Origin of the sequence: Treponema sp. J25 (genome assembly GCF_004343725.1) — a bacterium.
Taxonomy (GTDB): Bacteria; Spirochaetota; Spirochaetia; order Treponematales; family Breznakiellaceae; genus J25.
The window spans coordinates 1-23,533 of record NZ_PTQW01000008.1; the positions used below are offsets into that span (position 1 = coordinate 1).

19 protein-coding genes, 1 tRNA gene and 1 pseudogene are annotated in these 23,533 nt (G+C 45.2%); 14 read left to right on the forward strand and 7 right to left on the reverse strand.

Annotated features, from left to right (window positions below; all coding sequences use genetic code 11):
• Positions 1-130: 130 nt before the first annotated feature.
• From C5O22_RS02335 to cas6, 3 genes are all read right to left on the reverse strand, one after another.
• Entirely contained in the window at positions 131-640 is a 510-nt protein-coding gene (locus tag C5O22_RS02335; protein ID WP_132779592.1) for a hypothetical protein, read from the reverse strand.
• Positions 624-1,631: a type I-B CRISPR-associated protein Cas8b1/Cst1 gene (gene cas8a1 / locus C5O22_RS02340; RefSeq protein ID WP_132779593.1), complete on the reverse strand. Its 1,008-nt coding sequence runs from the start codon at positions 1,629-1,631 to the stop codon at positions 624-626. The genes C5O22_RS02335 and cas8a1 overlap by 17 nt, the downstream gene beginning before the upstream one ends.
• A gap of 97 nt (positions 1,632-1,728) precedes the next feature.
• Entirely contained in the window at positions 1,729-2,529 is an 801-nt protein-coding gene (gene cas6 / locus C5O22_RS02345; RefSeq protein WP_132779594.1) for a CRISPR-associated endoribonuclease Cas6, read from the reverse strand.
• A gap of 182 nt (positions 2,530-2,711) precedes the next feature.
• On the opposite strand from cas6, the gene purD reads away from it, so the two are divergent.
• Together purD and C5O22_RS02355 are read left to right on the forward strand one after the other, a co-directional pair.
• Positions 2,712-4,061: a phosphoribosylamine--glycine ligase gene (purD, locus tag C5O22_RS02350; RefSeq protein WP_132779595.1), complete on the forward strand. Its 1,350-nt coding sequence runs from the start codon at positions 2,712-2,714 to the stop codon at positions 4,059-4,061.
• Positions 4,062-4,371: 310 nt separating this feature from the next.
• A complete protein-coding gene (locus C5O22_RS02355) occupies positions 4,372-5,412 on the forward strand; it encodes a glycosyltransferase family protein (RefSeq protein WP_132779596.1) in 1,041 nt (346 codons plus the stop codon).
• A gap of 45 nt (positions 5,413-5,457) precedes the next feature.
• Here the strand turns inward: C5O22_RS02355 and C5O22_RS02360 are convergent, their stop codons facing one another.
• Entirely contained in the window at positions 5,458-6,690 is a 1,233-nt protein-coding gene (locus C5O22_RS02360) for a dicarboxylate/amino acid:cation symporter (protein WP_132779597.1), read from the reverse strand.
• Between the two features lie 59 nt (positions 6,691-6,749).
• On the opposite strand from C5O22_RS02360, the gene C5O22_RS02365 reads away from it, so the two are divergent.
• Positions 6,750-9,350, forward strand: a complete 2,601-nt coding sequence (locus C5O22_RS02365) for an ATP-binding protein (RefSeq protein ID WP_132779598.1) — start codon at positions 6,750-6,752, stop codon at positions 9,348-9,350.
• Here C5O22_RS02365 and C5O22_RS02370 read toward each other — a convergent pair whose 3' ends face one another.
• Positions 9,351-10,658 (reverse strand): CapA family protein, encoded by a 1,308-nt coding sequence (locus C5O22_RS02370; protein WP_132779599.1) that lies wholly within the window; start codon positions 10,656-10,658, stop codon positions 9,351-9,353.
• 116 nt (positions 10,659-10,774) lie between these two features.
• Positions 10,775-12,556 carry an NAD+ synthase gene (locus C5O22_RS02375; RefSeq protein WP_132779600.1) on the reverse strand — a complete coding sequence of 594 codons (1,782 nt, stop codon included), beginning with the start codon at positions 12,554-12,556 and terminating at the stop codon, positions 10,775-10,777.
• A gap of 199 nt (positions 12,557-12,755) precedes the next feature.
• Between C5O22_RS02375 and C5O22_RS02380 the strand changes: the two genes are divergently transcribed.
• Together C5O22_RS02380 and C5O22_RS02385 are read left to right on the forward strand one after the other, a co-directional pair.
• Positions 12,756-13,460 (forward strand): hypothetical protein, encoded by a 705-nt coding sequence (locus C5O22_RS02380; protein WP_132779601.1) that lies wholly within the window; start codon positions 12,756-12,758, stop codon positions 13,458-13,460.
• 102 nt (positions 13,461-13,562) lie between these two features.
• Positions 13,563-15,329: an ABC transporter ATP-binding protein gene (locus C5O22_RS02385; protein ID WP_132779602.1), complete on the forward strand. Its 1,767-nt coding sequence runs from the start codon at positions 13,563-13,565 to the stop codon at positions 15,327-15,329.
• Between the two features lie 92 nt (positions 15,330-15,421).
• On the opposite strand, the gene C5O22_RS02390 is transcribed toward C5O22_RS02385, so the two are convergent.
• Positions 15,422-15,985 carry a hypothetical protein gene (locus tag C5O22_RS02390; RefSeq protein ID WP_132779603.1) on the reverse strand — a complete coding sequence of 188 codons (564 nt, stop codon included), beginning with the start codon at positions 15,983-15,985 and terminating at the stop codon, positions 15,422-15,424.
• A gap of 216 nt (positions 15,986-16,201) precedes the next feature.
• Here C5O22_RS02390 and C5O22_RS13640 point away from each other — a divergent pair.
• The 9 genes and pseudogenes from C5O22_RS13640 to C5O22_RS02425 all read left to right on the forward strand — a co-directional run.
• Positions 16,202-16,422 (forward strand): annotated as a pseudogene (locus tag C5O22_RS13640) (pyrimidine dimer DNA glycosylase/endonuclease V); the annotation flags it as partial.
• Between the two features lie 63 nt (positions 16,423-16,485).
• A complete protein-coding gene (locus C5O22_RS13590; protein WP_207895333.1) occupies positions 16,486-16,641 on the forward strand; it encodes a hypothetical protein in 156 nt (51 codons plus the stop codon).
• 116 nt (positions 16,642-16,757) lie between these two features.
• Positions 16,758-16,830 (forward strand) — tRNA-Ala (locus C5O22_RS02400).
• Positions 16,831-17,060: 230 nt separating this feature from the next.
• Positions 17,061-17,294: a hypothetical protein gene (locus tag C5O22_RS02405; RefSeq protein ID WP_132779604.1), complete on the forward strand. Its 234-nt coding sequence runs from the start codon at positions 17,061-17,063 to the stop codon at positions 17,292-17,294.
• 148 nt (positions 17,295-17,442) lie between these two features.
• Positions 17,443-19,068, forward strand: a complete 1,626-nt coding sequence (locus C5O22_RS02410; RefSeq protein WP_132779605.1) for a methyl-accepting chemotaxis protein — start codon at positions 17,443-17,445, stop codon at positions 19,066-19,068.
• A 97-nt stretch (positions 19,069-19,165) separates the two neighbouring features.
• Positions 19,166-20,365, forward strand: a complete 1,200-nt coding sequence (locus C5O22_RS02415) for a glycosyltransferase (protein WP_243692851.1) — start codon at positions 19,166-19,168, stop codon at positions 20,363-20,365.
• A gap of 325 nt (positions 20,366-20,690) precedes the next feature.
• The gene (locus C5O22_RS13710) at positions 20,691-20,825 is read left to right on the forward strand and encodes a hypothetical protein (RefSeq protein ID WP_279432183.1); all 135 of its coding nucleotides are present in this window, start codon (positions 20,691-20,693) and stop codon (positions 20,823-20,825) included.
• A 58-nt stretch (positions 20,826-20,883) separates the two neighbouring features.
• Positions 20,884-22,242, forward strand: coding sequence for a PQQ-binding-like beta-propeller repeat protein (locus C5O22_RS02420; RefSeq protein WP_132779607.1), 1,359 nt, complete (start codon positions 20,884-20,886; stop codon positions 22,240-22,242).
• 4 nt (positions 22,243-22,246) lie between these two features.
• Positions 22,247-23,404 carry a M50 family metallopeptidase gene (locus tag C5O22_RS02425; RefSeq protein ID WP_132779608.1) on the forward strand — a complete coding sequence of 386 codons (1,158 nt, stop codon included), beginning with the start codon at positions 22,247-22,249 and terminating at the stop codon, positions 23,402-23,404.
• The last annotated feature ends 129 nt before the right edge of the window (positions 23,405-23,533 follow it).

Consider the following 23,533-nt stretch of genomic DNA (forward strand, 5'->3'; position numbering starts at 1 on the left):
AAATTTGTTGACAAATAGCGCTGTCAGTTTTTTGATAGACTGAATATTCCCTCCAATCTTTTCATCTCTGTTCAGAGCCGCTCCTTCAAAAATAATGGTAACAGTAATGTCTTTAATGTTTGACATGGTTCTATGCCTCCTGTTTTGATTTTCTTTCTGGTTTTATTGCCGCACTTAAAAATGCGTATAAAAGACATTTAAAAGTTTCAACATCATAATATGGCTTAAAAGCCTCATTTAAAATATCCGGTAGATTCCTTTGATGGGTTATAAAAATTCTTGAAATCCCATACATTACATCACTTGTTTTTCCTGCTCGCACCTGCTCAAGTAATCTATAGCCCATTTTAGCGAAATCTTCACCTAAATCTTTTTGAACACCATAGCCGAGATTCTTAAGATCTTCCATGAGATTTGATACACTCTCAAGAGAAGATCTTTGTAACAATCTTTGAAGGTTTTTATCATCTCGCTTTGATTGACAAACCCATTCAAGAAGCGAGAGAAACTCTTTTTCTTTTTCTCTCATTTGTTTGTAATAATTTTCAAAATCTTCATACTGAAAATTATTATTTCTTACCTTTTCTTTAAGTTCTTCTAAAGATATTGCTTTTTGGTTTTTGTCATTTTGTTCTGGCATATAGTCTCCTCCTATCTATAATTGTGGCATATAACTTTAAAATCTTTTGTGCTGTTAAAATAGAGTTGTTTTGATTTTTATACATCTTAATAAAAGCAGAAATACTTTCATTCTTAAATGATGCTCTTATTATTTTATAAGAAATTTCTTGTAGAAAAGAATAATTTCCAGAAATGACAGAATCAAATATAGCAAACTCTCCTATATCTGATAATATAGATGCTATTGCTCTATCAGAAATAATATTCACTGTTTCATAAGGAAGAGTATAAAAATCAATTTCATCTCCCTTTTTTATAACTATCTCAATATTCATAGCATTCCATTGCCCCAGGGTAGTTTGAAGTCTTCTTGTATATTCGATAACACTCATTGCAAGAATTTCTCGTTTTTTAGTAGAATCCACATCTGTTTTCCCAAAAAGTTCTCTAACTAGCTTGTTGAGTTCATACATCAGTTTAAAAGAAGGGGCATTGATAAATATTTCAGAACCATCGGAAAGTTTTGTGAAAGCCAAGTGGTGATGAATGAGAAGAAATGTACAGAAGTGGCATATTTTAAGACCAGAATTAAAATTCCAGTAGGAATTTGGGAACTTCTCTGATGGCCCTAAAATTTTATTATGAGCCATATTTAATGTGGAAATTTTAGAAAAGAATTTTTCTTTTTGATCGTTGTCAATTCCATTATCTAAATTATCTTTCTTAACTAATAATCCTGATTCGCATAACTCACAATTGTATTGCTCGGTTTTATTTAAATCAGAAAACGCAGCAATAAATTCTTTAAAAACTTCTTTTTGATTTCCTCCGACATCAATGAAATTAGGATAATATTGATTTTTACCTTTCAAGTTTATAACTTTACCGTTTTCAAAATAATTTTCCTCAACTTTAATTTTGCTAAACACTTCTTTATTATTTATCGTTGTTGTTCCATCTTCTTTAGTTTCATATTTTGTATTATTTTTTTTACCGTTATTATCATCCAAATAATCCTCTCTATCCAAACAACTCAAAAACCCCACCACCCCGCGTTATACAGCCAGTTTGAGGGATAAAGGGTAATATACTCATTATTATTGTCACTCATCCCACCACCTCCAGCATGCCGAAGCCTTCGCTGCGGCGGGCGCCGATGCCGATGTCATAAAAAAGTTTTAAAATATCGGGATGAGCCTTAATTTTTATCTGGCCCTTGATGCCCGGGAATGTCATTTTGAATTCATGTTCCCTATTGCCTGAGCCATGCAGAATGGGAACAACAACAGGGACAATTATCTCAACCCCTATTTCTCCTTTGTAATCAGGGAATTCATTCTTAACAAGAGAGCTAAGAGAGGTTCGGAGGGTATCAACAAAATTCTGTGATGCTTCCCAGTATGGCCAACGCTGTATATCCTTCGCTGGATCCTTTGTCTGGATTTTTTCCCCCGCAGGATAAAGATATTTGTCTCCATTTTCTGTGTTTCTTACCAGGAATGGCGACAACGTTTTAAATACAACTTCATTGGTGGTAAATCTTTTTTCTGGGAACAGAAATAAATTCTTTATATTAATTATTTGGGTCCCAAAAAGAGTAAAATTGTCCTTTTTTATTTTCATCAAACCATTATAGACCCGCATCAGGAATTCATAATCATTGGTAGAGAAGAAAAGGGTGAAAAAATCTCCCGCCAGCACCTTCTTGGTCCCATCGTCCTTTAATGGGAAATAGGCGGAAAAGGTAAAGGGCTTCTGATGATTGCCCCTATATTGGCGACTGTAGAAGTCCTGCCCATCCTCTCCGCTCTGTTGAAAGGTTTCTTTGATAAGAGAAAGGAGATGGCGCCGGGAATCGGTGGGGATAATGGTCCCCGGAGGTAGAAATATTTTGCAACTAAAGCGCATTTTACCTCCCTTTTTGGGGATATTCTAAAACCGGCTAGCGGAGCCGTCAACACAGAAAATAAAAATTTTCACTATTTTAGATTTTAAAATCATCTTTTGGGGGCAGAAGGTTCGACTGTGCTTTGAATTTTTTCCCCCCATATGGCATACTAGGGCAAGTTTGTGAAAAGGGAGAAACGGTAATGAAGGTGCTGGTGATTGGTTCTGGTGGCCGTGAGCATGCTATCGCCTGGAAACTTGCCCAGTCGGATCGGGTGGAACAGGTGTTTGTATATCCTGGGAATGGGGGGACTGCCCAGGAGGAAAAGTGCCAGAATGTGCGTTTGAATGCGGGGAACCCCGACGATCCCACTTCTTTTTCCCCCCTGGCCCGGTGGGCGAGCGCCCACGCCATCGACCTTACCGTGGTCGGGCCGGAAGCGCCCCTTGCCGCTGGCATTGTGGATTATTTTCGCAGTCAGGGCCTGGCCATCGTAGGGCCCACCCAGAGGGCGGCCCAACTTGAAGCCAGCAAGGCCTTTGCCAAGGAATTTATGAATCGCTATGGCGTTCGGACCGCCAAAAGCTGGACCACCACGGTTTATGATGAGGCCCAGGAAATTGCCCGCGCCCATTTTTCTGCTTCCCCATCTCGGCCCCTGGTCATTAAGGCCGATGGTCTGGCTGCGGGGAAGGGGGTGGTTATCGCACAAAGCATGGAAGAAGCAAAGACTACGATAGAAAGCTTTATGCGCCAGGGGGCCCTGGGCGCCGCAGGGAAGACCCTGGTGATAGAAGAATTCCTTCCCGGAAAGGAAGTTTCGGTGCTGGCGGCGGTCAGTGTTCAAAAAGGGAAGGCCACTCCACCGGTGATACTCCCCTTTAAAAGCGCCCGGGATCATAAACGGCGCTATGAGGGCGCCCAGGGCCCCAACACCGGCGGTATGGGAGCCATTGCGCCGGTAGATGATTTTTCTCCTGCCGCAGAGAAGGATTTTCTGGAGCATATCTTACAACCCACCCTTCGGGGTATGGTGGCGGAGGATTTTTATTATCGGGGGTTCATCTTTTTTGGCCTGATGGTGTACCAGGATACCTGTTACCTTCTGGAATACAACGTCCGCCTGGGGGACCCCGAAACCCAGGCGGTACTGCCCCTTATGGACAGCGATTTTGCCTCCCTTTGTACGGCGATTGAGCAGGGGAGCCTTGCTTCTTTTGAACTACGCTGGAAAAAGGGCTATGTCTGTGCTCCCGTGGCAGTTGCCGAAGGATATCCAGGTTCATACCGAAAGGGGGATCCCATTCATATTGAGTGGTCTGCCCTGAAAGCGGTGGGAGCCCGTTTGTTTGTCGCAGGGGCCCGGCAACAGGAGATGGGCGAGAATTCTACAGAACGATCCCCTTCCCTGGTTACCAGTGGCGGCCGGGTTCTTGCGGTTTCTGCCTGGGGGGCCTCGCTTGAGGAAGCCCAAAAAAAGGCCTACGATGCCATAAAGGCTGTTTCTTTTACAGGGATGGGCTACCGGCGGGATATCGGCTCCGAAACATGAGGTGTAATGCATCCCGTAAAAAGAGGGCGACCTCCCTTTGCTCTATTAATTTGCTCTATTAAAATGATGTTAAAAGTGAGGTAGCCCTTCTTTAGGTATCGGTTTCCTCTGATTATTCATCAGTTTCTTACAAAATCTTAACCGTTATTCTACAAGAAAAAGAGAAACTTTCCTAAAAGGGGCTGTTGTCTTCCCCGGTGAGAGATATCAGGGGAACTCCCTTTGATGGGACAACCTGCTATTTCGTATGGGTTCATACGGATGACCGAAAATTCCCACAAAGGAGGACAACGGTTCTGGGGAGGTTTCTGTGCGTGTAGCCTATTCCTGTGCAGGAGAAGGTTTTGGACATGCGGCCCGAATGGTTGCCCTGTATGAGGATTTACAAAAGGATTGCCAGGTTTTTCTGTTCGTTCCGGAGCCAGTCCAGGATTTTGTAAAGTATCGACTTCCTGAGGCTAAACTTTTTTCTATTCCGTGTTTTGAATTTGTAAAACAGAACAATAGAATTCGCTATCTTCCAACGGTTCTTGAGGGAATCCGGCGGGGGCTTCATTTTATACCTGCCGTCCGGCGCTTAGCGAAAAAGCTTATGGAGCTTCATATCGATGTGGTGCTCTCTGATTTTGAACCCTACCTTCCCTGGGCGGCCCGGCTTGCGGGTATTCCCATTGTCCAGATGAATCACCCCGGTATTGTGCATCGTTTTATCACCTGGGACCCCCGAAGCTGGCTTGCCTCCCTGGTAGCTCGCCTTATGGAAGGGCCCTGGGATAAACGGGTCTTAGTTTCTTTTTACTACGGTGACGTAGGGCCAGTCTTGCGACCGTCCCTCCATCGCTATACGGTAAAAGACGAAGGGTTCTTTGCGGTGAATTTAAAAGAGGATGCCCGAAAACGGATTCTTCCTCTCCTGGACCGGTATCTACCCGGTCGATATCAACTTTTTCCCGAAAAAGGAAAGGATTTTGATTATGCCCTTACCCACTGTACCGCGGTGATTTCTACCGCAGGACACCAGACCATATCGGAAGCTCTGGTACTGGGTAAGCCCATTCTTGCGGTAGCCCAGGATGGCCAGTATGAACAGATGCTCAATGCCAGGATGCTAGAAGCCTCTGGTCGCGGCATGGGATGTACCACCGCAGGGCTTGCGGCAACCCTGCCCCGGTTTTTTCAGTTTGTACGCCACTACCGGGTCCCCCGAGTCATTCTGCCCCGTTTTTGTTTTAAGAATTCCCAGGTTCACCTTCTACAAAAATTAAAAGGCCTTTTTGTAAGTCTTACGGGGAAGGAACTGCTACCCCTCTTCAAGGAGAATCAGGGAGTCCGCAAGGTGCACAGCGCCTAAGGGTAATATGGGCCTCCTGCGGGGGCGCAACGGTGTGCAAAAGAATTATATGAAGTGTCGGGCTTCCCGTTCTTCCTGCATGTTCATGAGTTTGCCCACCACAAAGGTTCCCAGGGATGCCACCACCACGTCAATTAAGGTACCAATGCCAATCAGGTAAAAGGCGATGGGTTTTAAAATAAGATAGCCCCCCTCAAATCCTTTCCCGTACCAGGAACAAATAACTGCTACCCCTATGTACGCTCCATCGCCGGGGTGGCGGGCAAGTAGAAACGAAAGCCCAAAGCTGAGGAGGAAAATAGTAATGATTTCGGAGCCACTAATTCCCAGGCTTGAATAGGATTTAATAATCACGATGAGGGATATGGCGGCTACCATGGCGCTTCCCGCCCGGGCAAAGGTAGTAAAGAGGGGTAAGGTGATAGTATTTACCCGCCGTCGAATCCCATGGTTTTCTTTTGCCTGTCGGATAAGTATGGGCATGCTAAAGTAAAGGTCCCCACTGATAAAGGCGCTAATGGCAGAACCCACTAATCCATATACCTGTTTCCAGGGATTCGTTTTTGGTCCGAAGATATAGAGAAAAAGAGGTAAAATAATAAAACAAAGCGCTGTGGCGTATATTGCTAAGATAAGAATCAGATCCCGGTATACCCCTGCTTGCAGGGCTTCTTTAAACTGAATGGCCCAGTAGGCGGCAATGGTGATTATCAGAATGCCTAAAATTTCCGAAAAAAATGTTGATACATAATAGAAGATTCGAGATAAAGAGTCCGCCAGAGCAATAACGGGCTTTGTGTAGTTGCGATCGTAGGAGAAACCGGCGCCTACGAAAAAGGCGAATACCCACAAGGGGAGCAGGTAGTCTCCCCTGGGGAAAAGGGCCGTAAACATGTTGGTGGGGAAAATATCCAGAATCGCCTGTCCCACATCGAAGGGAATACTTTCTTTTTGTCCCTCCGCCAGGATGGGAATTCGGGCGGGAGGAAACAGGAGGGGTACTAAGATACCGGTGATGAGGATAATCAAACTGCTGATGATGATAACGATGAACGTCCGCCCTATAATAGGCCATAGGTGCTTATCCTGACGAACTTCATAGATGGCTATCATGAGAGAAAAAAACAAGGTAGGTGCCAGACTATAGCGGCCAATTTGAAGGACCACTTGTTCCAGCCAGGTGATAAAACCTATAAGGTTTTGATTATTTTGTGGAAACACAAGGCCAAGGAGAATCCCCAGGATGGTTCCAATCAAAAGTTTTATCCATACTTTCATAGATATTGAAGATACCGGATGGAAACATATCCGTCAATGAGTATAATAGGGTAAGAGCTATGAGGTTTATTTTTATACTGAACATACTTTCTGCCTCTCTATATATTGTGCTGGGGGGCTACACCTATTTCCGCCGTCCCCGCCTTGCCCGTTACCGATTGCCTCCAAGTCATGCCCTGTTTATCTGGCTCTGCGCCTTTTTTGCGATGGGAACTTTAGCAAACGCTTTCTTTCTTTCATCTCCTACTCAGGAAGAAGCTCGCCTGTGGTTTTTAAGTTTTTCCTTTACCTGGTACCTGACGCCGGGTATGTTTGTCCTCTTTAGTCTGCTGATGGCAGGATCTCGCTTGCGAAAGCGATACTGGCTTCTTGTGGTGCCGGGGGCTTTGCTTTCGATAGTACAGCTGTTTAATCCCCGGGCGGTACTGCTTGAGCCAGTAAAGGTACCCCTCGGGTGGCACGCCAAATATAACCATAGTTCCTTTTGGCACTGGTTTAATGTGGCAAACTATTCTTTGTCAGGCCTTATCAGTATTCTGATTCTTACGGTAAAAGGTCTTCGTTCCTCGGATGTGATTACCCGTAAACGTTCTTTTATATTGTTGTGGTTTTTCATTCCCACTTTTGTGGGAACCTACATTCTTGGTTTTGTAATCCGTTTCTGGGGAATTGAAAGTCTTCCCCCCATGCTTCCTATGTTTCTTACATTTTTGGTATCAGGTTTTGCCCTTGCCCAATTTCGCTACGACCTCCTTTCTTTCGCAGAAGCGGGTGTGGCTCATCACGTGATTGCCACCATGTATGATGCGGTTGTTATTACCGATCGAGATGGCATGATAGTAGAAACCAATATTCGGGATATCTTTCCAGAAGCTTCAGAGGGGGAGGAGGAAAAATATCCCCTTTCGCTCCTTATACCGGGGGCAGAAAAAAGCCGGGAATGGCTTGAAGCACACCTGTTTGAACAAAAAGGTTCTTTTGAAGGGCTGTTTGTTTTTGGGAAAAAGCGGGTGGTCCCCGCAACTATTTCGGTCCGCTCTATTGAATCCCGGGATCATGTATTGGCGGGTTATCTTATCAGCGCCCATGACATCAGCGCAGAAAAGGATCTCGCCCTGGAAATAGACCGGCGGCTTATGGTGGCTAAAAGTCTTTCCTCCCTTGAAACCAGTATTTCCCAGGCCCTCCATGCAAGCCCTGTGGGTATGATGATTGTGGACATAAAAGAAAAAACGATCCTCGATGCCAATCAGGCCATGGCAGAGCTTTTTGGAGTTCCCCAGGATCAACTGATAGGGAGCTATGTACCCTATTTAAAACTTCCCCTTGACTGGAAAACTATGGAGGCCCTGATTGCAGGGCTTGTGCAAAATCAAATTGTTCGCCTTCAGGATGTGGACTTGCTAATGGCGGATGGAAGGAAAAAACACTGTGTAATTTCTGCGTCTCCCTTTGTATATAAGAATCGACAGGGAGGCTTTTTTATTCTTTTGGATGTGACCGATCTGGACAGGCTTCAGGAAGAACTGGTAAAGACCCAGCGACTTGAATCGATAGGTATCCTGGCGGGGGGCATCGCCCACGATTTTAATAATATCCTTACGGCGATTCTCGGGAATATCAGTTTATTAAAGTTGAGCATCCCTGAGGATTCTCCCTTATACGATAAGGTCCTCAGGGCCGAAAGTGCCTGTTTCCGGGCAAGGGACCTATCGTATCAATTATTAACCTTTGCAAAGGGAGGGGATCCGGTCATCGCACCGGTAGATGTGGTTCCCCTTTTGCGAGAATCCATCCGGCTTTCTGCGGCGGGTAGCCCGGTAACCATTTCCTTGCGATTGGAAAAAAGTTCCTTTGTTGCCCGGGCGGATGCGGGACAACTGGTTCAGTGTTTTAATAATCTTATTTTAAATGCTATTCAGGCCATGCCTAATGGAGGGACCCTCACCATTCAGGTTCGTCAGGCAATCGTAGATGAAAAGGAAGCGAAAAAACTCTCGGTTATCCCTGCCCTCGTTCCCGGTACATATGTAAAGATAGAATTTGCCGATACTGGCTTTGGCATTTCCCCAGAACATCTAGAACGGATCTTTGAACCCTTCTTTTCAAGTAAAAAGGGGGGATCCGGGTTGGGACTTGCCATTGTGTATTCGGTAATCAAACATCATGGGGGAGCCGTAGGGGTCCAATCAAAGGTAGGGGAGGGAAGTGTTTTTTCCCTCTATCTTCCTGAGGCCTCCGAAGCTCCCCAGGAAACGGAAAAACCGGGAATAAAAAGTGGTAGAGGGCATGTACTTGTTATGGATGATGAATACGGTGTCCGTTCGGTCCTGGGGGACATGCTCCAGCGGTTGGGGTATATGCCGGTACTCACCAGCCGTGGAGAAGAGGCGGTAGAGGTTTTGCGAAAATCCCGGGAAGAAGGCTGGGTATTCGTAGCCGCTATTCTGGATTTGGTGGTTCCTACTGGTATGGGCGGGAAAGAAACGGCCCGCATTCTACGAACCCTTGATCCGAACCTTCCTCTTTTTATTTCGTCGGGATATTCAGATGAGGATGTCCTGGCGGATTATAAGAATCTTGGGTTTGATGGCATAATTCCTAAGCCCTACAATATCGAGGAACTGAGTGAAATCCTGGGACGCAAAAAGCCTGAATGATTACGGGCGGTATTCAGTATAGAGATAGCCTTCCGGCGTAAGGCGTAGGGTGGTCCCCAGAGGGGCGGAAGCTTTTTTCAGAACCTCTTGAATTTTTTTCTGCCGTTCTCCCCCGGCAAGTCCTGGCCGATAGAGGGGTTTTTCAATCACCAGGGGGATAAGGGTAAGGGAACGCAGAGAGGCACGGCTCCTCCCAGGTTCTTGGGTAGGCTGGCCTTGCTCGGAGAATGTCTTCCTGGATGGCTCTCTTTCGTCGGCTTTTTGGTCTTTTTCCGCGCCGATGGTTTTATCCACACTTCCCTGTTTTTGTATATCGAAGTTCAGGGTCGCAAAGACCGTTTCATAGGTGGCGTCGGCCCGCATATCAAAGATACAGTTCCCCAGGGAATACAGGATGGGGTAGCCCCTGTAAATTTCTATCCCCTGCAGTACATGGGGGTGATGCCCCAGAATCCCGTGGGCCCCTGCATCAATAAGGTCGTGGGCAAGGGCCCGATCTTTTTCTAAGGGGAAATGTTGATGTTCTACGCCCCAATGGAGAGAAACCAGGATGAGATCCGCCTCTTGTTTTGCGGCCTTAATATCCGCAAGGATTTCCTCTTTCTCGATAGTGGCGACCCCCGCCATTTCGCCCGCTTTTGTGACCGACCAGACGGGCTCTGCGTAGGCTAAGAAGGCTATCCGGTAGGGGCCGCACCGGAGTATGGCCGGTTGATGGGCCCGTTGGTAGTTTTCCCCTGCTCCGCACACCGCAATGCCCAGCACTTCTAGGGCCTGGATGGTCTCCAGAAGGGCCTCTTTTCCATGGTCATTAGCATGGTTATTGGCCAGGGAGACCACATCGATGCCGGCGTACTTAAGCCCCAGGAGGGCCCCAGGATTGGCCCGAAAGGTAATCTCTGGATCCTTACCAGGATAGGGTTTACCAAGGAATGATGCGGGACTTTCCAGGTTGGCGAAGCCGATATCAACCTGTTCAAAGAGGGGTTTAATGCCCATGAAGGGGGAAGCCCACCCATCCCGGCTTATGACGGTTCCGATAAGGCGGTCCAGCATGATGTCTCCTACCGCCCCAATGCGGACTTCCTGGGGTAAAGGAAGGCGAAAATCAAGGGAGGACTCCACAAGGGGTATCCCTTCAGACTTAAGAAGGGGTTCTCCTGTTTTTGATGGTCCCGCAAAACGGCAGGCCAGCAGGGCGCTCCAGAGGCAAAAAACAAGGACGCCCCACATACAGGGAAGCCGGGTTTCTTGCCGCACCGCTGGTATCCCCAATGCTTGCCAAACATTCCCCCCTTTTTTCTCCATGTAATTACCCCTTTATTACGTGTGATGAGCCTCGCAAACAGGGAAAAGCTCTTTTGTAACCGGGGTCAAAGACCAGGTGAACAAGGTCTTTCCCCGTTTCGTGAGCCCTTTTGCCCTTATCCTTCGTAGATGATCCGGGCGATGGGCATGCGCCGCCCCATCCCGAAGGCCCGGCGTGATACTTTCAGTACCGGCGGGGCCTGACGCCGTTTGTATTCTGCCCGGGCCACCGCGGTGATAACCCGACTTACTAGGGCCTCGTCCCATCCTCGCTGTACGATTTCTACCTTAGAAAGGTTTTCAAGCACGTAGAGTTTAAGGATCTCATCGAGAATTTCGTAGGGGGGAAGGCTGTCCTGATCCACCTGATTCGGGCGGAGCTCCGCGGAAGGCGCCTTGGTTAAAATGGCTTCGGGAAATACCGGCTTGTGGCCCCCCTGCTCGTAGCGAGCATTGATACGCCGACAGAGGGCATATACCTCTATTTTTAAGAGATCCCCGATGGGAGCCAGGGCCCCGGCCATATCGCCGTACAGGGTACAATACCCCATGGCGAGTTCACTTTTATTGCCGGTGGTAAGGAGCATGGAGTTAAATTTGTTTGAGTAGGCCATGAGCAGGGTTCCCCGAATGCGGGCCTGAAGGTTTTCTTCCGCTAGATCAAAGGGGCGTCCTTCAAATACCGGTTCAAGGGTTTGGAGGTAGGCCGTAAAGGCCGGTTCTATCGAAAGCATTTCGAAACGGATGCCCAGGTTTTTTGCAAGCTCCTGGGCATCGTCCCGGGAACCCCGGGAAGAAAAGCGGGAAGGAAGCCCAAAGGCAACCACGTTTTCTTTTCCGATAGCCTGTACCGCCAGGTATGCTACCAGGGCCGAATCGATGCCCCCCGAAAGTCCCAGGTGGGCCCGGGAAAAACCGCACTTTTTCATGTATCCCCGGATGCCCGTAACCAGGGCCTTTTCGATAAGGTCGAGTTCGCTGTCTTCTTGCTGCTTCAGCTCTTGATGATGAGATGATCCAGAAAGCCCCAGAGAGGACTGCGCGGTCGAAAGCATCTCCCGGGGAGGCGAGGGAGGCCTATCGGTAGGCGCGGTGCTTCCTGGGAAAAGATGTCCTTTTTTTTCCTCCCAATCCCAATAGAGGAGGGCCTCTTCAAAAGCAGGGCCTACCAGGGAAAGAGAAACCTTCCCGTTAGGATGGGGTTCTGCCACAAAAGAGCGGCCATCGAAAATGATGGAGTCATTGGCCCCTACCAGATTCAGGTAAATAAGCGGTACATTCCCTCGCCGGCAGATTTTCTCTGTCAGGGCTACCCGCTGCTCCATCTTGTAGGCATAGTAAGGCGAGGCAGAGGGGACGCAGATAATTTGGGCCCCCTGGTCGAGTAACTCCCGGATAGGATCAATTTCGTAGTGGATCGAAGGGTTGTCCGATTCCCGCCACATGTCTTCGCAGATGGCAAAACCGATGCGTAGCCCCTGGTACGAAAAGACCGCCCGTTTCCGGGCGCTTTCGAAATAACGGGCTTCATCAAACACATCGTAGGTGGGAAGGAGTGTTTTTTCCTGTTCAAAAACAAGGGCTCCATTCAGAATAACCCCATAGGCGTTCACCAGGGCTTTCCCCTGGGTATGGCGGTTCCGGGCCACATAGCCAATCGCCACGGCAATATCCGGGGGCACCTCCTGTTGAAGCCTTCGAAGGGCTTTCTCAGAAAAATCTGCAAAAGATTCCTGGTCCAGAAGATCCATGGGAGGATAGCCGCCGAGGGCCAATTCGGGGAACAGAATCATCTGGGCCCCTTTGGTTTTCGCTTCCTTCGTAAAATGAATAACCTTTTCGCAGGTTCCCCCAAAATCTGCGATGGTCGTATCAATTTGAGCAAGGGCAATACGCATAGTTATAAACCTATCACGAAGGCCGGCAATCGTCGATACCCTTTGGGGAATTGGGGATGTCTCGATTACAAGCGAAAAACCCGGTCAAGAGGAGGCGCCCCCTATGATCTTCCCTGAAGGGGGTAAAAATTTAACCGCAGCGTGACGAAACCAAAAGGCCTGTTGCTCTCTTTGTTCATCTTGTATACACTAAATTATTATGACACGGGGCATACTGATTGCAGGAAGTGAAGGGGCTGTGGCAGAGGCCCTTGCCCGGGAAGCGGCTAAGCGGGTGGAACCAGTGGTAACAGCTTTCCTTTCTTCTCAGGATGAAGAGGAAAAGGATAGAGACCTGTCCGCGAGAGAAAGTTCAGCTAATAATGTAGAAAACAAAGGTAATAAAATAGTTTCCATTCCCTGGAAAGGGGCAAGTTCTGTTTCTGCCCAGGCGGTGCTCCTTTCGGCCCGAAACATCCTTGGCGAAATCGATGAGGCCCTGGTAGTGTGTACCCCCTGGGGCATCCGAAGGGGCTTAAAGGAAGTACGGGTTGCTGAGATTGATCACCACATAGATGGGTACCTGAAAAGCTGGTTCTACCTTGGACGGGAACTTACCCGGTATTTTTCTGCCCGCGAGCGGGGGACCCTGGCCCTTGTCCTTGCCGATGGGACTTCGAGTGAAGAGGGAGGCAATGATATAGACATGTTTAAGCCCCTCGTGGCGGAGGCCTTTCGGATTATGGCGGATAAGCTCCTTGCATCCTCGGCCAGCGAACCCTTTCGGGTGCTGGCGTTCCAGAATAATGAGGCCGGCAACGAGGAAGCCTTTGCTGCGTATGTGATGAAAGTAATAGATGAGAATAATCGACGGGATGCGGGTCGCTGGCATCGATACGGTAAGGGTTTCTTTTTTGGGCGATAGCGCAAAGGCAGGGGAAAAAGGTAGAATTAAAAACCCCATTTTTGGAAATACATAGAAGCTGCTAAATGAAAAGGTCCTGAAAAAGGCGGGACAGTGATAATCATGAAAAAAAAGAACTCCAATTTTTTACGTTTTCTTGCCTATATAAAGCCATACGGATGGGCAATTTTTCTGGCTGCGATAGGGGGCGTTGTTAAGTTTACCCTTCCCCTCGTGGTGCCCCAACTTACCCGGTATCTTATCGACGAGGTGTTCCCTTCCACGGTATTGAGCACCCCCGAAAAAATTCATGCCCTGCTCTTTGCTACCGGGTCAGTCATTTTGCTTTTTCTTTTTGTCTGGGCCCCTTTTACGTATGTTCGACATTATTTTGCCGGTGTGGCCGGTAATCGCTCTGTCTTTGATCTTCGGTGTGATTTGTACCAGCATGTGTTGCGGATGTCCGCGTCTTTTTTTAACCGTCAGCGGTCAGGAAATGTGGTGTCCCGGCTTATTCAGGATGTGGCGCAGGCTCAAAATATGGTGGGGAATGCCCTCACCAATATCTGGATTGATGGGGCGGCGATTATCGCGATCCTGTATTTCTTATTCAATATTGATGGTTTTATGACCTGGGTGGCCCTGGCGAATTTCCCGGTGTATATCTTCTTTTTTCGGTTCTTGGGAACCCGTATAAAAGCGAATAGCCACGCCGTTCAACAGGGCATAGAGGTAATGTCCGGAGTGGTCCAGGAACGAGTGGCGGGGAACGTGATTATTCGGGCCTTTACCGGCGAAGAACGGGAACAAAAGGCCTTCGTGGAATTGTCTGATGAGCTTCTGGGAACGACGATGAAGAGTGTGCATCTGCAGTCCCTGAATATGATGATTAGCGGGGTGCTTACCAACATAGCGCCCTTAGTGGTTATCATTGTGGGAGGGCTGCGGGTGATTAGTGGGGCCCTCACGGTGGGGGAACTCGTGGCGATTACCATGTACTTAAATCCCCTGTATCTCCCCTTGCAGCGCTTCTCTGAGCTCAATGCGGTGTTTTCTACTTCCATGGCTGCCATCGATCGAATCTTTGAACTCATGGATATGAAACCGGAAATAAAAGAGCGGGAAGGGGCTCGAGACATTGAGCATATTAAAGGGGAAGTAGCCTTTCATGATGTAAATTTTGGCTATCATAGTGGGTACCTTATTTTAAAGCACCTCAATTTTAGGGTAAAAGCAGGCCAGCGGATCGCCATCGTGGGAAGAAGCGGTTCGGGGAAGACTACTATTGTCAACCTTATCCCCCGTTTTTACGATCCTACCAGTGGCGCTATTACGATTGACGGGATAGATGTCCGGGATTTTACCTTACAATCGCTGCGGCGCCATATTGGTATGGTCTTGCAAGACCCGATTTTGTTTAGCGGAACCATTCGAGAAAACCTTTTGTACGGACGACCCACGGCGAAAAAAGAAGAACTCCTCGTGGCATTGCAGGAAGCAAATGCCTATGATTTTGTGATGCAACTTCCCCGGGGAATTGATACGGAAGTTGGCGAGCGGGGTCTGCTGCTTTCAGGAGGGCAAAAGCAACGGCTTACCATTGCCCGGGCCTTTTTAAAGGATCCCGCCATCCTTATTCTGGACGAAGCCACGAGCGCCCTGGATACGGAGTCGGAGGCGCTAATTCAGGATTCGTTGAATCGGCTAATGGAAAACAGGACCACCTTTATCATTGCTCACCGCCTATCTACAATACAACAGGCGGATCTTATTCTGGTGCTGGATCAGGGTTCAATTGTGGAGATAGGAACCCATGAAGAACTCCTTGAGCGGGGAACCGTATATCGTACCCTGTATGCCCGTCAGTTTTCTGCGGTTTCTTCTGCGTAGTATTGTAGGGGGAAGTGAAAATAAAAGGGGCTGTTTCAGTGCTTCCGAAACAGCCCCTTTGTTTAAAAAGTGATTCTTATTTTTCAGAACAATTAGTTGTTCTTGTATCCCGCTGCTTCAAGCTCCTGCTGAGCCTTTACGAGGCTGTCTTTCAGACCCTGAAGCTTGGTCTTTGCGTCGGCATAATCGGTAGAAGCCTGGGCATCTGCAAAGACCTGGGCGCCTGCGGTAAGGGCATCCTGATAGGCCTTTACATCGACCTTGGCCTTCTTGCCGGCCTTGGCAGCCAGGGCAAGTTCAGCCTGGACCACAGGAAGAAGATTGTTGATATCGTTAACCAGGGTAGCTACTTCAGCCTTAGCAGTTTCGATAGCCGCTTCTGCGTCAGCCTTGGCTTTCTGGGAAGCTTCCAGAAGAGCCGTAGCCAGGGCCTTGGTCTTGCCATATTCCTTTGCATTGAGATTGTCCTGCAAAGCCGTGTAAGCGTCGGATGCGGCTTTGAACGACTCAGGAGCGTATACTTCTGCCTGAGCGGTCTTGGCAGCTTCGTATGCTGCGGTAGCTGCATCCACTTCTGCCTGAGGCAGTTTTGCCTGGCAAGCCACAAAAACGAGAGCTCCAACGACGAGGGGAAGAACAAATCTGAGGTGTTTCATAAAAACACTCCTCCGTGCGTAAAAACGAACAGCTGGTCATGAATACGCATGATATTCATATTAGACCATTGCTGGTGTCGTTTTTCTAAATAATAGCAATGTATGCTCTTTTTTGCAATATGCTCTGTTAAGTAATGATAAAAAATAAGAAATAGCATTTTAAAAAAAGAAATGATAGAAAAGTATATGATTTGAGGTTCTATAGGAGGTATATTGATGCGTTTGTGGTCTCTTGCTCCTCAATATTTGGATGTTAAAGGGTTGCTTGCGGTATGGCGGGAGGGCCTCCTGGCCAAAAAAGTACTGGAGGGAAAACAAAAGGGTATACCGCCCACCCCCAACTGTGGCGATTCAGGCAGTACAAAGAGCCCCGTAAAGCTATTACGGCATATCTCACAGTAATTTGTGCTGAGGCCCGGAGACGGGGCTATTCTTTTGATAGGACTAAACTGGAATTTTCCGAAAACCTCAGGACTATCATCCCCGTAATGGAGAGCCAGATGGCCTATGAATGGGCCCACCTTCTTAAAAAATTGTATCAGCGGGATATAGAACGCTGGAACCAGCTTCAATTGATACCATTGCAAGAGGTACAGGTTTATCCTCTTTTTTATGTGGTGCCGGGCCCCGTGGAAAGGAGGGAGAAGGTAATGTAATTATTGGAGGAATGCTATTCCTTTCTATGCTTTGCACCAGCAGTGTAATGATAAAGTCTCCACGTAAAAGGTATCCCTTGATTTTTCCGGGCATATAAACTATTATAGTGCCCGATGGGGAATTAGCTCAGTTGGTAGAGCGATTGGTTCGCAATCAATAGGTCAGGGGTTCGAATCCCCTATTCTCCACAGGCAAGAGGCCGCCAGAGGGCGGCCTTTTTTTATAGCCATAAGGATTCAAATCTGAGCCTGGACAGAGGAAAGCCCTTCCGAGAAAAACTCTAGGACTTTGCTCCCTTTCTTTCTCAATAAGGCCTCTAAGGAGAGCCAGAAATTTTGTTTTCGTATTTCCTTGCATTCTGTACATCGGGAACCTAGAATTCGTATTTGAGGAAGTCTGAGAAGTAAAGGGGGCGGTTATGAAGATAGGGTATAAGTTGAGTATCAGTTATGGTCTTATAGCGCTAACCTTAGTAGTGGTTTCCCTTTTGAGCTATAGTACGATGGTTGTCTTGCTTGGGGATTTTGATGACTATGCAAAAAACATAACCGTTTCTATCGATAATCTTGATCAGGCCGATCGGGACCTGTACCAACTAATAGAAACAGAACGGAATCTCCTCTTAAATATCTCCTCAAGAAGAATCCTTTAAAAAAAATATTGCCAGCTGGGAAGAAAATTTTAAGCAATCCCTAGATCGATCGGAAGTATACCATCGTCTTGCCAAGACTGAAGCAGAAAAAGAGGGGTTTCAGGCCTACCTTCAAGCCCGTAGCCAGTGGGAAAAAGAAGCCCGACGGGTGGTTGAATTAGCTTCTTCCACTAACCCCGAGTCACGGGCTAAAGCGAAAGAACTTGCCTTTGGTCGGGCAAAGGAATTGTTTAATGCCATGCGGGGGGAAATAGATAAACTCGAGGATATGGTCAATGAAAATGCCCAGAGCATAGCAGACCATGCGGTAAGCACCTTTAAGGCCACTATTGGATTACTGGTGGGGATCTTTATTGTTACGCTCCTTTTTATCGTGTTTATAACCCTCTTTATGAGTTTCCATATCGCACGGCCTATTCGATTGAATACCGCAGTGGCTTCCCGGATTGCCTTTGGGGATATAGCTCTGGAAAACATAGATCAACAGGCGTTTCGCGCTCTGGCCCGACGTCGGGATGAACTGGGAGAAACAGGCAGAGCCATGTCTGATATGATTCAATATATTCAAGAAAAAGAGCGGGTTATCCTGGGAATCGCCGAGGGAATTGTAGAACATGAAGTCCGTATCGCCAGTGAGAAGGATCGTCTTTCTCGAGCCCTGGTGACTATGATTGACTCTCTTAAGAATAAAGCTGCGGCTTTAGAACAATTAGGCAAGGGAAACCTATATCAGGAGATACCTCTGGCATCGTCCCAGGATGTACTGGGTTTGGCCATGAAAGAAATGGCGGAGAATCTTCGTTCGATTATTGTGGGAATTCAAACTGCTTCTTTGCAAGTGGCGCAAGGAAGCCAGCAGATCAGTCAGAGTTCTCAAAGCCTTTCTCAAGGTTCTACTGAACAGGCAGCGAATGCGGAAGAAATCTCCTCCGCCATAGAGGAAATCGCGGCTAACATTAAACAAAATGCAGAAAATGCCCTGGTGGCTGAAAAGATAGCAACCCAGGCGAGCCAGGATGTCCAGAATGGGGCAAGTGCCGTAAAAGAGACGGTTCAAGCCATGAAAGAAATAGTGCAGAAGATGGGAATTATTGAAGAAATTGCCCGGCAGACAAACATGCTTTCCCTGAACGCCAGTATCGAGGCCGCTCGGGCGGGGGAGCAAGGCAAGGGTTTTGCGGTGGTGGCAAAGGAGGTCGGAAAACTGGCGGACCGTTCAAAGGAAGCCACTAAAGAAATAGGTCTTCTTACTTCTCGGAGTGTCAGTATCGCCGAAAATGCGGGTACTTTGTTTGAAAAAATAGTCCCCGGTATTCAGAAGACCAGTGAACTGGTTCAGGAAATCGCCATAGCAAGCCGTGAGCAAAGTGCTGGTATTGAGCAAATTAATCAGGCCATTACCCAGTTTGATATGGTAATTCAGGAAAATGCGGCCTCCAGCGAAGAGCTCGCGAGTACCGCCGAGGAACTTATGGCCCAGTCGGAACAACTCCACGAAGCGGTAAGTTACTTCAAGCTTGAGAAAGACGATGAATCCAGGTTAGAGGGATTCCGGGGATCTGGTGGAAGAACTAAACAGGAAGAAAGCCCATTGCTATTTGGAAAAAGAAAAGAAGTCTCTTCGCTTGATGGTGGTTCGTTAAACACAACTCTTAAACATAAAGAAGGGCAAAAAAGCTCGGTGGGGGACCCAAAGGTTGGGCCAGCTAAAGGGAGCGAAGAACCGAGAAAAAAGAAGGATTCCGTCTCTGATCAGGATTTTGAGGAATTCTGACACCCTGGGGTGTTATTAAGAAATAGGAATTCGCCTTTGAAGAAACTAACCCTTGACAGAAGGCTTATTTTGGGCCCATAAAACGGGTTTGGGAACCATGGTGGAAATACTATTTTTTAGTGTTTTTGTAGGATTACATGCTGTTCTGTTGGGTGGATTTTTTATACAACATCGACGGGACAAGAGGCTTGTTGAAGAGAGGTCGGACCGTCCCCAGGGAGTCTCAAGGGGGGAGGGAGAAGCCGCGGAACCAGAAGAAATCCCCTCTGTATCGGTGCTGGTGGCGGTCCATAACGAAGCCCACAGGATAGGCCTGCTCTTAGAAAGTCTTCTGGAACAGAGAACAAACAAGTTTGAATGCGTGTTTGTAGATGATCGATCCACCGACGAAACTCCCCGCTTACTTGAGACCTTTCGACAGAAGGCTCAAGAAAAAAATATAGCGGTTACTATTATTCATCTCACCGAAAATCCGGGGCCCAATTATAAGCAAGTGGCGCTTCGAAAAGGTTTTCCCCTTTGTAAAGGAGAGGTAATAGCCCTTACCGATGGGGATTGCTGGGTTCCACCTACCTGGATATCCGGAATCCAGAAACGGATGAGGGAGCCTTCTGTTGGTCTTCTTATCGGGCCGGTCTTTAAAATTCTCCGAAAGGTTTCGTTTCTTTCGTATTTTCAGAGTTATGACCATGTCATTCGATATGATTATCTCGTTGGGGCCTGTGGCCTTGGGGCTTGTGATGGTGGTTTTGGAAATAACATGGCTATAAAAAAAGCGGTCCTTCAGGACATAGGGGGCTACGAAGCTGTTCCCTTTTCTGCCACCGAAGATGCGGCCCTCATCGGAGAAGTACTTCGCCGAACAGCCTGGAAAATTCACGCCTGTGTTGGGGAAGATTCCAGGGTGTTTACGGAACCAGAAAAGGACTGGAAAAGTTTTTTTAGGCAGGCCCTTCGATGGAATAAAGGGGGTTTACATGCTCCTCATAGTGGTACCCGGCTTGCCTTTGGCTTTCTTTCTTTGCTAATTACGGTGGGTTCTCTGGGATTGTTTATTCTGCCCTGGCGGTCATCGCTATGGCCATTGCCAACCGCAGTGTTGTTGGCCATGGTTCTTAATACTGTTGAGTTGGTGGTGTACCGAAAGAAAAAGGGGCAAACGGTCTCTTCGTACTTACCACCCTTCAGCCTTCCTCTATATGGAGCGCTTCTCTGTTTTGAGCCCCTCTTTTTTAGCCTCCTTACCGTTTTGGTTTTAATCAATGTCCCAGTCTACTGGAAAGGGAAACGGGTGTAGGGTAGGCTTGTAAAATAGAGATATTAGAGGTTTTTGACATTTTATTGCTAGATAAAAAAATAGAAAAAATATATTGACATTTTTTTTTTTTTGAATTTACAATTTCTGTAACCTTGTCCAGGGCCCAGGACAAAAAGTAATTTAGGAGGGATATTATGGAAATGAGAAAGATTGACCTGGAAGAACTTGAGATTATAGAGGAATCCACTGACAATGCCTGGGGAGTTGTTTGTGGGATGGGTTGTAGTGGTTATGTCTGTGGTCTATGGTGCAATGGCGACTGGTGTTATTAGATCTAAAGACTAAAAGCATAGGAGGATCTTGTATGGAATTAAAGAAGATTCATTTGGATGACCTAGTTCTTATCGAAGAAACCATTGAAAATGCTGATTGGGGATGGTTTTGTAGAGTAGGGATTGTTTGTGGTGGTGGTTGTTTTGGTGGTGTTTGTATTGGATAAATAAAAAAAAACGGCCGGACGAGAGTCCGGCCAATATAATCTCAAAAGGTAAAACGAGATGAAAAGAAGAGGAATAAAAACAGTTTTTTTTTGTCTTTTTATTATTAATATTAAGCTCCAGTCGCAAGAAGTTATAGCAAAATCAAAGATAGCAAGTTTCCCGAGTACAGAAGCAAGTGGTATTCTTATGCTTGATACCGCGCCATTGGTAAAAGACGAGTATATTATTTTGCCGGGGACAAAGATTTCGTATGGAGGTTTTGCTCGTACTGATGTAATACGAGTTATTAATAAATGGAATGGTTCTATTGTGTGGGAGCGATTTATTGGAGAGCTTATAAATGACTATTATCTTGTTGGAAATACGATTGTAGTAATAACTGAAAAAAACAGGCTATTTGCATTTAAAATAAATGATGGCCAATATAGCTGGTCTTATCCTGAAAAAACGATACCTATTTCTAATAATAGTAGAAGATATTATATTGATCCAAGGAAACTAAAAGATTTAAAAGTTTCTCTGTGTGGTTTTGTGGATAATGAGAGTTTATTTTTGTTTGATTTTAAAAACCAGTTAATAGTTAGGCTGAATGAGAATGGAGAAGAGATAGAAAAAGTATCTATTTCTAATATCATAAAAAAGTATAAAATAGAAGACTCTATAGAATCGATGTTTTTAAAATGTCTTATCATTAACGAAAATAATGAAAAAAGAGCTCTGATTTCTGTAGGGAAAAAAGGAACTCTTTTTAGCAATTCTCAGACATATATTGTGCTTTTTGATATTACAACGGGAATGGAATTGAATTTTTATCTTATTCCTGAAATGGTTTCCAGTATATACTGTTTTCATGAGAAAAATTCTCTGATTGTAAGAAGCAAAAATAGAATACTTCTCTTAGATTTTAATTTAAACAAAAAAAACGAGATACTTTTGGAGCATACATATCATGAGTATGGTTATGAATATATGAATAATGAAAGACTCCTCTTATATGGTCTAGGGGGCATTGGTTGTTATGATAAAAAAGGTAAGCTTTTATGGGATTTCCCTAAAGGTTCAAAAAGTATTTTAGCAAATATAAAAAATATAATAGACTTTGGGGCCTTGCAAGCAGTTGAGAAACCTTTGATGTGTGACGACCTAGTCCTTGTAAAAAGTGATAATAAAATATTCTTTTTGAATAAAGACGATGGGAATGTTTTAAAGGAATTTGTTTTTGAGCAAGATTTCCCTCTAAAAAGGGATTTGTATTATATACTGTTTAGTGCTCGGTGTCCTCTAATAGAGCTAGATAAAAAGGAGAAATTATATGGGGTTTTTCTTACAAAAATAGAAGAGTATAAGAATAACTCTGGTTTGTTTGAAGAGACAAGATACAACTATTCAGATTGGTATTACGTAATAAAATTGTAATAATATGGATAATATTATTAGGGTAATAGATGATGCAAGATATTTCCCTGGATCGTATTTGAATGATGAAGAACATATACTCTGGGGAAGTTTGAAGATTGATAAATACATAAAAATCCCCCTTTCCCTTAAAGAACTGACAGATGTTCTTATGGAGAAAAAGGATACAGGTGTAAAGTATGATGACTTATTATCTCTTTTCAATAATATTTTCTGTGAAGAAGATATAAAAGGATTTTTGTCTTTATTAGAATCTAAGAAATTGATATCTTTAGAAGAACCTCTGATTAGATGTTCAGAAGGTAGCTATAAAAGAGATGAATTCTACGAGAATTCTCATGTTTTGATAGATATTCCATTAAGAAAAGCTTTTTTTAATAGCTTTTATGCAAAGAAAATAGTAGATGTTTTAAAATTTTCTTATTTTGTTCTCTTATTTTTTTCTTTTTGCTTGCTTTTGTATAATCTTCTTTTAAGTAACCTCTCGATATATAGGTATATTTTCTCATCTGTTAAGATTAATGAAATCCGATATTGGATAAATCTTTTATTTATAGCTTTTTTCTCTTTTCTTTTTCATGAATTAGGTCATATTATTATCGCAAATAAATACGGAATATATGCAACTGCAATTCAGTACAGAATGTATATGATTCTCCAGAATTATATATCTGTAAAATTACCTGGATTGCATACCTTGCCGCTGAGGGAAAAAGTAAGCGTTACTATTGCAGGTCCTCTGGCAAACTTGTTTGTTTCCCTTTGCTCGTTTTTGCTCCTTCATTTTATAAAAAATTATACCTTGTTAAATTTATTTCTTGTGAATATAGCTATGTTTATATCAAATCTTAATCCATTTTATGATACTGATGGATTCCATTTTATTTCCAATATTGCATTTAAGAGTAATGATATTAAAAGCGATTCGTTAAATAAGCTGAAAAATAAGAAAAAGCTTGGTATACAAAATGTGATATTCATATTTTTGTATTTTTTATTTAGATTTTTTGTATTAGTAGTAGGCTTTTTAATTATTTATAAAATATTAAATTCTTTACTGATTTTTTTGAATTCAGAACTGTTAAGAATGATAGTTATACTATCTTTTGAAATAGCTTATTGTATACTTCAGATAAGAAGTATTTATAAATATTTTAAGTAAAGGAGTTTTTATGAAGTTAAAAGTTATAGTTGCGCTATTTGTCAACAAATTTGTCACCTATTTATGCACCCTTTTTATGAATTATTTTCTTGGTCTCATTGGATGGATTTAAGTACACAACCCGCTGAA